At 69.5% G+C, this 13,775-nt stretch carries 13 protein-coding genes; 11 read left to right on the plus strand and 2 right to left on the minus strand.

Going from position 1 to position 13,775, the window contains the following annotated elements; translation table 11 throughout:
* Positions 1 to 173: 173 nt before the first annotated feature.
* From ABD882_RS14310 to ABD882_RS14325, 4 genes are read left to right on the plus strand one after another with little or no spacing between them, the layout of a single operon-like run.
* Positions 174 to 788 (plus strand): DUF6230 family protein, encoded by a 615-nt coding sequence (locus ABD882_RS14310; protein WP_345188020.1) that lies wholly within the window; start codon positions 174 to 176, stop codon positions 786 to 788.
* A 14-nt stretch (positions 789 to 802) separates the two neighbouring features.
* The gene (locus tag ABD882_RS14315; RefSeq protein WP_345188021.1) at positions 803 to 1,243 is read left to right on the plus strand and encodes a DUF6114 domain-containing protein; all 441 of its coding nucleotides are present in this window, start codon (positions 803 to 805) and stop codon (positions 1,241 to 1,243) included.
* A complete protein-coding gene (locus ABD882_RS14320; RefSeq protein ID WP_345188023.1) occupies positions 1,240 to 1,962 on the plus strand; it encodes a hypothetical protein in 723 nt (240 codons plus the stop codon). Before ABD882_RS14315 ends, ABD882_RS14320 begins: the two co-directional genes overlap by 4 nt.
* A 40-nt stretch (positions 1,963 to 2,002) precedes the next feature.
* Positions 2,003 to 2,575, plus strand: a complete 573-nt coding sequence (locus ABD882_RS14325) for a GNAT family N-acetyltransferase (protein WP_345188024.1) — start codon at positions 2,003 to 2,005, stop codon at positions 2,573 to 2,575.
* 10 nt (positions 2,576 to 2,585) lie between these two features.
* Here the strand turns inward: ABD882_RS14325 and ABD882_RS14330 are convergent, their stop codons facing one another.
* Positions 2,586 to 3,071, minus strand: coding sequence for an NUDIX hydrolase (locus ABD882_RS14330; protein ID WP_345188025.1), 486 nt, complete (start codon positions 3,069 to 3,071; stop codon positions 2,586 to 2,588).
* Between the two features lie 315 nt (positions 3,072 to 3,386).
* Here ABD882_RS14330 and dnaE point away from each other — a divergent pair, with 315 nt between their 5' ends.
* The 5 genes from dnaE (at position 3,387) to ABD882_RS14355 (ending at position 11,177) form a co-directional block, all read left to right on the plus strand.
* Complete coding sequence (dnaE, locus tag ABD882_RS14335; RefSeq protein ID WP_345188026.1) at positions 3,387 to 6,905, plus strand: DNA polymerase III subunit alpha; 3,519 nt, start codon at positions 3,387 to 3,389, stop codon at positions 6,903 to 6,905.
* 121 nt (positions 6,906 to 7,026) lie between these two features.
* The gene (locus tag ABD882_RS14340; protein WP_345188027.1) at positions 7,027 to 8,292 is read left to right on the plus strand and encodes a hypothetical protein; all 1,266 of its coding nucleotides are present in this window, start codon (positions 7,027 to 7,029) and stop codon (positions 8,290 to 8,292) included.
* Between the two features lie 6 nt (positions 8,293 to 8,298).
* Positions 8,299 to 9,621 carry a histidinol dehydrogenase gene (gene hisD / locus ABD882_RS14345; protein WP_345188028.1) on the plus strand — a complete coding sequence of 441 codons (1,323 nt, stop codon included), beginning with the start codon at positions 8,299 to 8,301 and terminating at the stop codon, positions 9,619 to 9,621.
* A 10-nt stretch (positions 9,622 to 9,631) separates the two neighbouring features.
* A complete protein-coding gene (gene nrdR / locus ABD882_RS14350) occupies positions 9,632 to 10,108 on the plus strand; it encodes a transcriptional regulator NrdR (RefSeq protein ID WP_345188029.1) in 477 nt (158 codons plus the stop codon).
* Positions 10,109 to 10,154: 46 nt separating this feature from the next.
* The gene (locus ABD882_RS14355; RefSeq protein WP_345188030.1) at positions 10,155 to 11,177 is read left to right on the plus strand and encodes a quinone-dependent dihydroorotate dehydrogenase; all 1,023 of its coding nucleotides are present in this window, start codon (positions 10,155 to 10,157) and stop codon (positions 11,175 to 11,177) included.
* A gap of 66 nt (positions 11,178 to 11,243) precedes the next feature.
* Here ABD882_RS14355 and ABD882_RS14360 read toward each other — a convergent pair whose 3' ends face one another.
* Positions 11,244 to 11,807, minus strand: a complete 564-nt coding sequence (locus ABD882_RS14360) for a DUF3043 domain-containing protein (protein WP_345188031.1) — start codon at positions 11,805 to 11,807, stop codon at positions 11,244 to 11,246.
* A gap of 54 nt (positions 11,808 to 11,861) precedes the next feature.
* On the opposite strand from ABD882_RS14360, the gene ABD882_RS14365 reads away from it, so the two are divergent.
* The gene (locus ABD882_RS14365; RefSeq protein WP_345188032.1) at positions 11,862 to 13,277 is read left to right on the plus strand and encodes a dipeptidase; all 1,416 of its coding nucleotides are present in this window, start codon (positions 11,862 to 11,864) and stop codon (positions 13,275 to 13,277) included.
* 104 nt (positions 13,278 to 13,381) lie between these two features.
* On the plus strand, positions 13,382 to 13,744 hold the full coding sequence (gene erpA / locus ABD882_RS14370) for an iron-sulfur cluster insertion protein ErpA (RefSeq protein ID WP_345188033.1): 363 nt from the start codon (positions 13,382 to 13,384) through the stop codon (positions 13,742 to 13,744).
* The last annotated feature ends 31 nt before the right edge of the window (positions 13,745 to 13,775 follow it).

The following is a 13,775-nucleotide window of genomic DNA, read 5'->3' on the forward strand; positions in this document are numbered from 1 at the left end:
CGATACCGGAGGTCCTCACCTCATTCCATCAAGCCACGCTGCCCACAACCTCCGTGGGAAGAACACCTAGCGGTGCGCGGGACGTGCCGAGTCGAGATATTGACTGAGAGTCAATGGGCGATATACTCGCAGAGTCGCGCCGCCACAGAAGTCGGCGCCCCGGAGGAGGATCGATGAAGTTCCCGAAGTCTGACCGTGTCCGCAAGCTCGGTGCCTCGCACGCCGGGCGCATTGCGCTCGTCGCCGTTCCCGCAGGCATCGCGGCTGCCGTGCTGCTGGGCGGAGTCGCGCAGGGCGCCGTTCCGGTGTCCTTCGCCGTCTCCGGCAGCCAGTTCCAGATCGGCGCGTCGCAGCTGGAGGGCACCGGCTTCTCGCAGTACGCGGGCATCGCCAAGGACACCGAGGGCAAGGAGCACACGGTCGCCATCGCGAACATCAAGAGCGCGACCCTGACCGACCTCTGCCAGTCCGTGATCACCGACACCCCGCTCGGCAAGGTCGGCGTGCTGATCAAGGCGGGCGGCAACGGCAATCCGGCCTCGGCATCAGACCTGCAGATCGGCATGACGGGGCTCAAGGGCGACGCCTCGTTCGGCGCGATCCGCATCGGCGTCGACGCGTCCACCGTCAACACCGAGGCCAAGGGCTCCGCGGGCGACTTCGCCCAGGACGCCGACACCGTCTCGATCAAGAACCTGCAGCAGACGGCGTGGAGCACCCAGGCCTCGGTGTTCACCCTCACGGGGATGACGCTGGAGCTGACGGACGGATCCAAGGGATGCTTCTGAGGGACGACGCACCCGTGACCGAGGAGGGTATGGCGCCGGTGAGTGACGGTGCGGCAGATCAGGCGCCGGAGCGCGGGTTCCGGCACTGGCGACGGCAGCGTCCGTTCGTCGGCGGGCTGCTGGTTGCGCTCGGCGGCATCGAGATGTTCTTCTCCGGTCAGCTCGACATCGGACATCTGCACGTGCAGCTCGGCATCGAGGGGCTGCAGGCCACGATCATCCCGATCGTGCTGCTGCTGCTCGGGATCCTCTCGATCACCATGCCCGCGCATCACGTGTTCTACGGGATCCTGGCGCTGGTCGTCGCGATCTACTCCCTGATCGGCGTGAACCTCGGCGGCTTCATCGTGGGCATGCTGCTCTCCGGCGTCGGCGCCGTGCTCGTCGTCGCGTGGATGGGCGCGCGCCGGCCGGCGCCCGAGGTCGAGGCCGAGCCCGAGGAGACCGTGTCGTGAGGCCGCAGCGCCGGGTCGGCGTGGCGCTTCTGGCCGCGCTCGCCCTGATCGCCCCGATGACGCTGGGCGCCGCCGCCGCGCCCGCGACGAGGTCCGCGGCGCTGTGCATCCCGCTGATCTGGTGCCCCACGCCGAGCCCGACGCCGACGGCACCACCGGCGTCGACCACGCCCGGCGCGCCCGGCACGCCGACCATCCCGTCCGTTCCCGGCGCCCCGGCGCTCCCGGCCGCGCCCGCGGATCCTTCCGCGCCGTCACCGACGCCGAGCACCGCACCGGTTCCCGCCACCCGGGACGACAGTGCTCCGATCTTCACCAAGACGCCGGCCTCGATGGGCTCGCAGGGTCTGTCGTTCACCGGGTTGAGCGGGATCGCCATCGTGGATGTGCCCACGATCGACGGCAGCACGATCCGGGCTCTGAAGATCTCGGCCGACTCGATCACGATCTCCGGCTTCTCGCTCACGGTGCGTCCGCCCGGTGCGGCGGGGCTGGTGACCAACGCCGACACCATGACCCTCACCGGGCATGTCAGCGTGTACCTCGGTTCGATCACCGCGACGACGCAGGACGGCCGTGCGCTCACGCTCGGCACCGACACCCCGCCGCCGCTCGACGACGTCAAGCCGGGTCTGCTGCGCGTGACCATGGGCCTGGTGGGCACGATCGCCGACTCGATCCACTACACGAACACAGACCAGCGCATGGTGAACCCCTGAGTCCATCGCGAATGTCGGCGCCCGGGCGCAGACTGGGGCCATGAGCATCGAGGTGCGCGCCGCGACCGTCTTCGAAGACGTCGCGACGCTCGTGGGGCCGAAGAATCCGGCGTCGCAGTCGTGCTTCTGTCTGAGCTATCGCATCGGCGGTGCGGAGAGTCGTGCCCTGCAAGGGCCGGCGCGGGCGGATCGGATGCGCGAACTGTGCCATCAGGATCCGGCTCCGGGGATCATCGCGTATCTGGATGGCGAACCGGTGGGCTGGGCCGCGGTGCATCCGCGGCGTGACACGAGTTTCGCCACCAATCGTCTGATCCCGCACGTCGACGACCAGGACGTGTGGTCGCTGTGGTGCTTCCGGGTGCGGCCGGGGCATCGCAAGCAGGGGCTGATGCATGCGCTGATCGAGGGGGCCGTGGACCACGCGCGCGCAAGCGGCGCTCCCGCGATCGAGGGGTATCCGCTGGACAGCGCGGGCGCACGGGTGAATCAGACGATGATGTACACCGGGACGAGGGCCCTGTTCGAATCCGCGGGGTTCTCCCAGGCCGCCGACACAGGGTCGATGCTCGACGGCTTCCCCCGCGTGCTGATGCGGTTGGAGCTGCGCTGAGGCGCGAGCGTCAGCCCTTGGGCGGCCTGCCGCCGCGGAAGTGTGCCGGATCGTCCTCCGCCATCGCGAGGGCGATCTTGCGCACGTGAGCGTCGTCGACGTCGCCCATCGCCGCGAGGTCGTAGAAGCCGACCTCGGTGAGCTCGCCGTCGGCGGGGTGCGGATCGCCGGAGACCCAGGTGCAGCGGAACACCAGATCCAGGTAGTCGACCTCGTCGCCGTTCGCGTAGGTGACGCGGGGAAGCTGCTGCACCAGCGCCAGTCGTTCGACCTTCACGACGACGCCTGCCTCCTCGAGACACTCGCGCACCGCCGTGTCGGCCGGCTCCTCGTTCGGCTCCACGATCCCGGAGACAGCCTGCCAGGCGCCATTGTCGGCGCGCTTGCCGAGCAGCACCTTCTCGTCCCGGAAGACGATCGCGGTGACGCCGACGAGGTTCAGCGGGGAATGGCCGATCCGCTCACGCAGCGCGAGGACGAAGTCCGGAGTCGTCATGCGACCAGCGTATCCGGCGCTGTGCGCGCCCGTCGGGCGCTGGCAGCTCCGGGCACGTCCGTTCCCTGGGCCCGGAACGGACGTGCCCGGGTCCTGCTCGCGCTGTCAATAGCTGGCGACGCGGCTCTATCCTGGGCGGCGTCTCGCTCGCGCTGCGGAAACCTGAAGGCGCTGCACAGGTTTGCGGAGCGTTCTCAGGATTCGACAGCGCGAGCCAACGCGCTGACGAGTCGACAAGCTCAGGGACCGGATCGGCGAGGGACCGGATGAGGTCGACGGTGCCCGGCGTCGGTGCTCGATCGTAGACTCGAACCCATGGCATCCGACTCCTTCGTCCACCTCCACGTGCACAGCGAGTATTCGATGCTGGACGGGGCGGCGCGCATCCAGCCGCTCGTGCAGGAGGCCGTCGCTCAGGGCATGCCCGCCGTCGCGGTCACCGACCACGGCAACACCTTCGCCGCGTTCGAGTTCTACAAGGCCGCGACCGCCGTGGGCGTCAAGCCGATCATCGGCATCGAGGCGTACGTCACCCCTGGCACGCACCGCAGCGACAAGTCGCGGGTGCAGTGGGGCTCTCCCGAGCAGCGCCGCGACGACGTGTCCGGATCCGGTGCGTACACGCACATGACCCTGCTCTCCGAGACGACCGAGGGCATGCACAATCTGTTCCGACTCTCCTCGACCTCGAGCCTGGAGGGCTACTATTTCAAGCCGCGCATGGACCGCGAGATCCTGCAGAAGTACTCGAAGGGCCTGATCGCGACGACCGGGTGTCCCTCTGGGGAGATCCAGACCCGGCTGCGCCTCGGCCAGTACGACGCGGCGCGCGCGGCGGCCGCGGAGTTCCAGGACATCTTCGGCAAGGAGAACTACTTCGCCGAGATCATGGACCACGGCCTCGAGATCGAGCGGCGCGTCACCGGCGACCTGCTGAAGATCGCGAAAGACCTCGGGATCCCGCTCGTCGGCACGAACGACCTGCACTACACGCACCAGCACGACGCGACCAGCCATGCGGCCCTCCTCTGCGTGCAGTCCGGATCGACGCTGGACGACCCGAACCGGTTCAAGTTCGACGGCGACGGCTACTACGTGAAGTCCGCCGCCGAGATGCGCCAGGTGTTCCGCGATCACCCCGAGGCGTGCGACAACACGCTGCTGATCGCCGAGCGCTGCGAGGTCTCCTTCAACACCGGCGCCAACTTCATGCCGCGCTTCCCGGTCCCGCAGGGCGAGACCGAGGAGAGCTGGTTCATCAAGGAGGTCGAGAAGGGGCTGCAGTTCCGCTATCCGGGCGGGATCCCGGATGCGGTGCGCACGCAGGCGAACTACGAGGTCGAGGTCATCAGCTCGATGGGGTTCCCCGGCTACTTCCTCGTCGTCGCCGACTTCATCAACTGGGCCAAGAACAACGGGGTGCGCGTGGGGCCGGGCCGCGGATCCGGCGCCGGATCGATGGCCGCCTACGCGATGCGGATCACCGACCTCGACCCGCTCGAGCACGGCCTCATCTTCGAGCGCTTCCTCAACCCCGACCGCGTCTCGATGCCCGACTTCGACGTCGACTTCGACGACCGTCGCCGTGGCGAGGTGATCCAGTACGTCACCGAGAAATACGGCGACGAGCGCGTCGCGCAGATCGTCACCTACGGCACGATCAAGGCGAAGCAGGCGCTGAAGGACGCCGGGCGCGTGCTCGGCTTCCCGTTCAGCATGGGGGAGAAGCTCACCAAGGCGATGCCCCCGGCCGTGATGGGCAAGGACATGCCGCTCGACGGCATGTTCGACCCCGAGCACCCGCGGTACAAGGAGGCCAGCGAGTTCCGCGTCGTCATCGAATCGGATCCCGAGGCGAAGACGGTGTTCGATACCGCCCTGGGCCTGGAGAACCTGAAGCGCCAGTGGGGTGTGCACGCGGCGGGCGTGATCATGTCCTCGCATCCGCTGATCGACATCATCCCGATCATGAAGCGCGAGCAGGACGGCCAGATCGTCACGCAGTTCGACTACCCGTCCTGCGAGTCCCTCGGTCTCATCAAGATGGACTTCCTCGGGCTGCGCAACCTCACGATCATCTCCGACGCGCTCGCGAACATCCGGATGAACCGCGGCGAGGAGCTCGTGCTCGAGGATCTCGCGCTCGACGACCGCCCCTCGTACGATCTGCTCACCCGCGGCGACTCGCTCGGCGTCTTCCAGCTCGACGGCGGACCGATGCGCGCCCTCATGCGGCTCATGAAGCCGGACAACTTCGGTGACATCTCGGCCCTCATCGCGCTGTACCGGCCGGGCCCGATGGGCGCGAACTCGCACACGAACTACGCGCTGCGCAAGAACGGCCTGCAGGAGATCACCCCGATCCACCCGGAGTTCGCGGACTCGCTGAAAGACATCCTGGACGAGAGCTACGGCCTCATCATCTACCAGGAGCAGGTGATGGCGATCGCGCAGCGGGTGGCCGGGTTCTCCCTCGGCCAGGCCGACATCCTCCGCCGCGCGATGGGCAAGAAGAAGAAGTCCGAGCTGGACAAGCAGTTCGAGGGCTTCCAGGCGGGCATGCATGCGAACGGCTACTCGGACGGCGCCGTCAACGCGATCTGGGAGATCCTGCTGCCCTTCTCCGACTACGCCTTCAACAAGGCGCACTCCGCCGCCTACGGCGTCATCTCGTACTGGACGGCCTATCTCAAGGCGCACTATCCCGCCGAGTACATGGCGGCGCTGCTGACCAGCGTCGGCGACTCCAAGGACAAGATGGCGCTCTACCTGAACGAGTGCCGTCGCATGGGCATCAAGGTGCTTCCGCCCGACGTGCGCGAGTCGATCAATTACTTCGCGGCCGTCGGCGAGGACATCCGCTTCGGCCTCGGTGCCGTGCGCAACGTCGGGTCCAACGTCGTCGACGGGATCGTGCAGGGGCGGCAGAAGGAGAACTTCGTCTCGTTCCACGACTTCCTGAAGAAGGTGCCGCTGCACGTCGCGAACAAGCGCACCGTGGAATCCCTCATCAAGGCCGGTGCCTTCGACTCGATGGGCGACACCCGCCGTGCCCTGGTGGAGATCCACGAGGATGCGGTCGAAGCCTCGGTCGACCAGAAGCGCAATGAGGCCCAGGGTGCGATCGGCTTCGACTTCGACAGCCTGTACGACGACGTCGAGGAGGTCGCGCCGCCCAAGGTGCCGGTGCGCCCCGAATGGACGAAGAAGGACAAGCTCGCCTTCGAACGCGAGATGCTCGGGCTGTACGTGTCGGACCACCCGCTGGCAGGCCTCGAGGTGCCGCTGGCCCGGCACGCCTCGATCGCGATCAACACCCTGATCGAGTCGGAGGACCTCCAGGACGGCGACCAGGTGACGGTCGCCGGCCTGGTGACGAGCGTGCAGCACCGCGTCGCCAAGGCCAGCGGAAACCCGTACGGCATGATCACGGTCGAGGACTTCCATGGCGAGATCACGATCATGTTCATGGGCAAGACGTATCTCGAGTTCCAGGGCATCCTGCAGCAGGACTCGATCCTCGCCGTGCGCGGGCGCATCTCCCGCCGTGACGACGGCATGAACCTGCACGCGCAGTCCGCCTTCACACCCGACGTGGGCGCGTTCGACGCCGCAGGGCCGTTGTCGCTGATCGTGCCGGAGCAGCGCGCCACCGAGCGCGTGATCGAAGACCTGGCCGAGGTGCTGCGCCGCCACGCCGGCGAGACCGAGGTCATGCTGACGATGCATCGCGGCGGTCGCGCGAAGGTGTTCGAGGTGCCCCTGCCGGTGTCGGTCACGGCGGACCTGTTCGGCGACCTGAAGTCGCTGCTCGGCCCGCAGTGCCTCGGCTGAGCCGCGGCCGGATCGCGGCGACGGGCGGCGCCGATGTTCAGGACCTCTCCATGGCGGCCCGGTAGTATCGGCGCGTTCGACGGCCGAGTCCCCAGCGGCCGCACGACGAAAGGATTCACTGATGACCGGCGACCTCCCCTTCGCTGAGATCGACCTGGACGAGCAGTCCCAGAACCGCGACGACGCGCAGACAGTGGCAGACGACGACGTGCACCTTCCCGCTGTCGCTCCGCAGCAGGGACACTTCGGCTTCACCCTGCGGGAACTGATCATCATCGGCGCCTGGTTGCTCGCTTTCGTGCTCTCGTTCGTGCCCGGCGCGGGCAGCATCCTCGACATCACGTCGACCGTCTGGACGATGAACGGCGCCTGGGTGCTCATGATCGGCGTGCCGACTGCGGCGACCTTCCTGATCGTGCTGCGCCGACTGTCGCCGGACGGGATCCGCCGGGTCGGGTCCCTCGGCATCGACCAGTTCGCGTCGGTCGCGTACTCCGTCGCGGCGGTCAGCTGGGCAGTGCTGCTCTGGCAGCAGGTCGTGCTGGTCGGTGCGACCAGGCAGTCCCTTCTGATGACCTGGCCCGCCTGGGTCGAGATCATCCTGATGCTGGCGCTCGTCGCCGTCACGGTGTTCGCCGGGCTCTTCCCGGCCCTCCGGGAGGACTTCGAGGGTCGCATGGAGACCCTCGCGCACCGCAACGCGGACCCGGTGCGTCCGGTCTTCTCGAAGCCGCGTCCGGTGCGCGCGCGGGGCAGCGTGTCCGACCCGCAGTCCGACGACGACGTGGATCCCGGGCTCCTGCACGAGGGCGAGGTCGTCGCCGCAGCGCATGTGTCGGGCAGCGCCACGGGCGCACCGTCGCTCACCGCGCCCGGATACGTCCCCGAGCAGCACCGTGAGTCGTTCCTCGCGTCGGACGCGACCGATGAGGCGGGGGCCGCCCCGCACGCGGAAGCGCCGCTTCCCGATGCGACGCCCGAAGACGCGAGCACGGTGGCGATCGTCGACGCTCCGGTCGAGCCAGACGCATCGGACGAGACCGATGAGGTCGCGCACGCCCCGTCCGACACGATGACCCAGGTGCTCGGCGACCTGCTCGAGCCGACGCCCGCGGACGACGTAGCGACGCATTCGGTCGACGTGGTTCCTCCCGCCCCGGAGCGCCGCGGGGGGAAGAACTCATCCCCTGCCGAGCCCGCCCAGCCGTTCTGGGCGCTCGCGCCCGAGGTCCGGCCGGTTCATGACGCCCAGGGCGACGAGATTTTCCGGATCGGGCCCGATGCGTGGATCCTGGTACTCGAGGATCGCGGCGGCGCCTTCGTGGTGCGCCATGACGACGGCCGTGTCGGCTACCTGCACGACACCGAGAACATGACCCGAGGCTGAGGACGAATGCAGACGATCGACCTGAGGGGACGCTCCCTCTCCACCGCCGAGATGCTTGCGGCCGTGCCGCGCGCGACGGCGGCCCGGGCCGAGGCGCTCGCGACCGCGACCGCGATCGTGGAGGACGTCCGAGTGCGCGGCGAGGAGGCCCTGCGCGAGCAGGCCGAGCGGTTCGACCGGGTCAGCGGGCACGCGATCCGCGTCCCGCAGGAGCAGATCGATGAGGCGGCGGCCGCCGTGGCACCGCAGGTGCGGGCGGCGCTGGAGGCCGCGATCGACCGGGTACGGCGAGGATCCGCCGCGCAGGTGCCCGAGGACCGGGTCACCCAGATCGGTCCGGGCGCGCGCATCGTGCAGCGCTGGCAGCCGGTCGGCCGGGTCGGCGTCTACATCCCCGGCGGCAAGGCGCCGCTGGCGTCGAGCGTGGTCATGAACGTCGTGCCCGCGCAGGTCGCCGGAGTCGGCAGCATCGCGCTCGCGTCGCCGCCGCAGCAGAGCGAGGGCGGACGGATCCACCCGACGATCCTCGCGGCCGCGGCACTGCTCGGCATCGACGAGGTCTATGCGATCGGCGGCGCCGGCGCGATCGGCGCGCTCGCGCACGGCGTGGCGGGGATCGGGCTGGAGCCGGTCGATGTCATCTCCGGACCGGGCAACAACTACGTCGCCTCGGCCAAGCGCGCGGTGGCCGGCGTGGTCGGCACCGATTCCGAGGCGGGCGCGACGGAGATCCTCATCGTCGCCGACGCCGGGGCCGACGCGCGACTGATCGCCGCCGATCTGATCAGTCAGGCCGAGCATGACGAACAGGCCTCCGCCGTGTTCGTCACCGACTCGGTCGACCTCGCCGAGCGCGTCGCCGCAGCGGTAGCCGACGCCGCAGGGCGCACCAGGCACAGCGTGCGGGTGCAGGCGGCGCTCGAGGGTCCGCAGTCGGCGATCGTGCTGGTCGACGACAGAGCGGCCGCCGTCGCGTTCAGCAACGCCTACGCCCCGGAGCACCTCGAACTGCACCTGGTCGACGCGGAACAGGCGGCGGGTGCGTTCACCAGCGCAGGCGCCGTCTTCGTCGGCGATCAGACCCCGGTGAGCCTCGGCGACTATATGGCGGGGAGCAACCACGTGCTGCCCACCGGGGGACAGGCGCGCTACGCGTCCGGGCTGGGGTCGTACACCTTCCTCCGCCCGCAGCAGGTCATCACCTACGATCACGCGGCTCTGGCGCAGGCCAGGGCGGGAGTGGTGGCGCTCGCCGAGGCCGAGGTGCTGCCCGCGCACGGCGAGGCGGTCGAGGCCCGTTTTGAGCCCGCACCGGTGACGGTCGCGTAGGCTTTCCGGAATGCACTGCCCGTTCTGCCGTCATCCGGACTCCCGCGTCATCGACTCGCGCACGAGCGACGACGGCCTCTCCATCCGCAGGCGTCGCCAGTGCCCCGAATGCGGCGGCCGGTTCTCGACGACCGAGACCGCCAGTCTCAACGTCATCAAGCGGTCGGGCGTGATGGAGCCGTTCAGCCGCGAGAAGGTGATCGCCGGCGTGCGCAAGGCGTGCCAGGGGCGCCCCGTGACCGAGGCGGATCTGGCGGTCCTCGCCCAGCGAGTCGAGGAGACGGTACGCCAGACGGGCGTCTCGCAGCTCGACGCGAACGAGATCGGGCTCGCGATCCTGGGGCCGCTGCGTGATCTGGACGAGGTCGCCTACCTGCGCTTCGCGAGCGTCTACCAGGCGTTCGACTCGCTGGAGGACTTCGAGGTCTCGATCGCCGAGCTGCGCGCCGACCACCGCGGCGCGGGCGCTGTCCCGGCCGAATCCTAGGCGGCGTCGTCCGGATCCGGGCTCGCCGACCGGTAGCCTGGCAGGGATGTATGCCCTGCTCTTCCGCGTCGTCCTCGCGCGCTTCGATCCCGAGTTCGCCCACCATGCCGGCATGGTCGTGGTGCGGATCCTCGGCCTGCCCCCGTTCTCCTGGATCGCACGCGCGCTCACCCGGCCGGATCCTGCGGAACAGGTGCAGACGCTGGGGCTGACGTTCCCCACGCCGTTCGGCGTCGCCGCGGGCTTCGACAAGAACGCGGTGGGCGTGCGCGGTCTGTCGGCGCTCGGCTTCGGGCATGTCGAGGTCGGCACGATCACCGCGATCCCGCAGCCGGGCAACCCCCGGCCGCGGCTGTTCCGGCTGATCCCGGATCGTGCGGTCGTGAACCGCATGGGCTTCAACAACGCGGGAGCCGAGGCCGCCGAGAAGCGTCTGTGGAAACTCCGCCGGCGCCGCCCGAGTGCCGTCATCGGTGTCAACATCGGCAAGAGCCGCGTGGTAGCCGTCGAGGACGCCACGGCCGACTACGTCGCCTCCGCGGTGCGACTCGCCCCGCTCGCCGACTACCTGGCCATCAACGTGTCCTCGCCGAACACGCCCGGCCTGCGCGGACTGCAGGCCGTGGAGACGCTGGCGCCGCTGCTGCGCGCGGTGAAGGCCGCAGCCGGCGTCACGCCGCTGCTCGTCAAGATCGCCCCCGACCTGCCCGACGAGGAGATCGCCGCGATCGCGCGGCTCGCCGTGGCGGAGGGCCTCTCCGGCCTCATCGCCACCAACACCACGGTCTCCCGCGAGGGCCTGACGACCGACGCCGCCAAGGTCGCGGCGGCGGGGGAGGGCGGTCTCTCCGGAGCGCCGCTGAAAGCGCGCTCGCTCGCGGTGCTGCGGATCGTGCGTGCTGCGGTGCCCGCAGACTTCTGCGTCATCTCCGTCGGCGGCGTGGAGACCGGAGCCGAGGTGCGCGAGCGGCTCGAGGCCGGCGCGACGCTCGTGCAGGGCTACACCGCGTTCCTCTATCGCGGACCGCTCTGGGCGCGCGAGATCTCGAAGGGCCTGCGCCGAGGCTGAACCGGCGGCACGCACAGAAGAACCCGATGCGCGAGGCGCATCGGGTTCTGTCGTCGGGGCGGCCGATCAGGCCGGGTACTGGCCGCGCTTGACCTGGGGCTTCGGCAGGCGCATGAAGCGCATCTGCAGCGACCGCATCGCCGCGTACCAGCCGAGACCGCGCTCGCGCTTGTCCTTGCCGAACTTCGCGTCGATCTTGCGCTTCACCCGGGCGCCGAGCAGCACCATGTCCAGCACCGCGATCACGATGAAGCCCCACAGCCCCACGAACGCCCAGTACGCGACCAGCGTGTTCGGGATGAGCGAGACGACGATCACGACCACCATCAGCGCCATCACCCACTCGCTGACGTGCCAGCCGGCGTCGACGTAGTCGCGCACGTAGCGGCGCTGCGGCCCGCGATCGCGCACCGGGAGATACTTCTCCTCGCCGTTGGCCATGCCGACGCGCTGCCGGTCCTGGCGCTGCCGCAGATCCGCCCGTGCCTGCGCCTTGGCCTCCTTGGTGTCCGGCACCAGCGGGCGCCGACGTGCGGCCTCCTGCTCGGCGCGGGTCGGAGTGCGGCGCCCCTTGCCGGACGTCTCCTCGGCGGAGTCGTCGTTGGTCGAGGGGGAGGGGGTGGTCGGCACGAAGGCTCCTGTGAGTCGGGAGAGGAGGAACGGGTGTTCTCTAAGATTACTCGCATGACTTCTCCCTCCTCCTCGGTCACCGCCTCCGGCGATCGCGAAGCGGCCGTCGCTGCGGCCGTGTCCTCCGGCATCCCGTCAGCGCTGTCCGATCTCGGCGCCCTGGTGCGGATCCCCGGGATCGCCTGGCCGGCGTTCGACCAGACCCAGCTCGCACGCAGCGCCGACGCCGTCGCGGAGCTCGCGAAGGGGACCGGCGTGTTCGACAGCGTGCGGGTGCTGCGCTCCGCGATCCCCGGCACCGACGAGACGGGGCAGCCCGCGGTGCTCGCGAGCCGCGCGGCCCGCAACGGCCGGCCGACGATCCTGCTCTACGCGCACCACGATGTGCAGCCCCCCGGCGCGGACGAGCTGTGGGAGACGCCGCCGTTCGAGCCCACGGTGCGCGACGGCCGGCTGTACGGCCGTGGCGCCGCGGACGACAAGGCCGGGATCATGGCACACCTCGCCTCGATCCGCGCGGTGGCGGAAGCGGTCGGCGACGACCTCGATCTCGGCATCGCGATGTTCATCGAGGGCGAGGAGGAGTACGGCTCGCGCTCGTTCGCGCAGTTCCTGACCGACAACGAGGACGCTCTGCGCGCCGATGCCATCGTCGTCGCCGACTCCGGCAACTGGGATTCCGAGACCCCGGGCCTCACGGTCTCATTGCGCGGCGCGGTGCGCTTCACCCTGCGGATCCGCACGCTCGCCCACGCCTCGCACTCCGGCATGTTCGGCGGTGCGGTGCCCGATGCGATGCTCGCCACGATCCGCCTGCTGGACTCGCTCTGGGACGAGAACGGATCCGTCGCGGTCGAGGGACTCGCCGTCCGCGATGCCGACACACCCGAGTACAGCGAGGACACCCTGCGCGACGAGGCGGGCCTGCTTCCCGGCACCTCGCCGATCGGAGACGGCACGATCCTCAGCCGGATCTGGAACAAGCCCTCCGTCACGGTGATCGGCATCGACGCGACCACCGTCGAGGCCGCGTCGAACACGCTGGCGCCGGAGACCACGGTCGTGCTCAGCTGCCGGGTCGCGCCGGGCCAGAGCGCTGAGGACGCCTATGCGGCGCTCGAGGCGCACCTGCGCGCGCATGCCCCGTTCGGCGCGGAGCTGACCTTCTCGGATCTGGATCTCGGCGACCCGTTCCTCGTCGACACGTCCGGCTGGGCGGTGGGCCTGGTCCGAGCCGCCATGGCCGACGGCTACGGAAAGTCGCCGGTCGACCTGGGCATCGGCGGATCGATCCCGTTCATCGCCGACCTCGTCGAGACCTTCCCCGCGGCGCAGATCCTGGTCACCGGCGTCGAGGATCCGCATGCCAGGGCGCACAGCCCGAACGAGTCGCTGCATCTGGAGACGTTCCGACACGCCGTCGCCACCGAGGCGCTGCTGCTGACGCGCATGAACGAGATCTCGCTGTAACGAAACGGCGCTGTGACCCCCGGTGCGCGTCGCCGGGGGAAAGCACGGCGGTAGACTCGACAGGACGGAATCCGTGCCTGTCCACGGCCGATCCAAGGAGCGATATGAGCGACATCACCCTCACCCCCGAGACCAGCACCGCGCACGGCGTGAAGCTCTCCGACGCCGCTGCGGCCAAGGTGAAGAGCCTGCTGGAGCAGGAAGGACGCGACGACCTGCGTCTGCGCGTCGCCGTGCAGCCGGGCGGCTGCTCCGGTCTGATCTACCAGCTGTACTTCGACGAGCGCTATCTCGAGGGCGACGAGACCGTCGACTTCGACGGCGTCGAGGTCATCGTCGACAACATGAGCGTGCCGTATCTGGACGGCGCATCGATCGACTTCAAGGACACGATCTCAGAGCAGGGATTCACGATCGACAACCCCAACGCGCAGGGCTCCTGCGCGTGCGGCGACAGCTTCCACTGAGCCCAGGAATCCCCTTCTCGAACCCTCTGCC

Source organism: Microbacterium panaciterrae (assembly GCF_039541635.1).
GTDB classification, from domain to species: Bacteria; Actinomycetota; Actinomycetes; order Actinomycetales; family Microbacteriaceae; genus Microbacterium; species Microbacterium panaciterrae.

Bases quoted from the DNA above. Each gene is read 5' to 3' on its own strand.
- hisD (WP_345188028.1), top strand. From the start codon at position 8,299: ATGCAGACGATCGACCTGAGGGGACGCTCCCTCTCCACCGCCGAGATG.
- nrdR (WP_345188029.1), top strand. From the start codon at position 9,632: ATGCACTGCCCGTTCTGCCGTCATCCGGACTCCCGCGTCATCGACTCG.
- ABD882_RS14330 (WP_345188025.1), bottom strand. From the start codon at position 3,071: ATGACGACTCCGGACTTCGTCCTCGCGCTGCGTGAGCGGATCGGCCAT.
- ABD882_RS14365 (WP_345188032.1), top strand. From the start codon at position 11,862: ATGACTTCTCCCTCCTCCTCGGTCACCGCCTCCGGCGATCGCGAAGCG.
- ABD882_RS14355 (WP_345188030.1), top strand. From the start codon at position 10,155: ATGTATGCCCTGCTCTTCCGCGTCGTCCTCGCGCGCTTCGATCCCGAG.
- ABD882_RS14325 (WP_345188024.1), top strand. From the start codon at position 2,003: ATGAGCATCGAGGTGCGCGCCGCGACCGTCTTCGAAGACGTCGCGACG.
- dnaE (WP_345188026.1), top strand. From the start codon at position 3,387: ATGGCATCCGACTCCTTCGTCCACCTCCACGTGCACAGCGAGTATTCG.
- erpA (WP_345188033.1), top strand. From the start codon at position 13,382: ATGAGCGACATCACCCTCACCCCCGAGACCAGCACCGCGCACGGCGTG.
- ABD882_RS14340 (WP_345188027.1), top strand. From the start codon at position 7,027: ATGACCGGCGACCTCCCCTTCGCTGAGATCGACCTGGACGAGCAGTCC.
- ABD882_RS14310 (WP_345188020.1), top strand. From the start codon at position 174: ATGAAGTTCCCGAAGTCTGACCGTGTCCGCAAGCTCGGTGCCTCGCAC.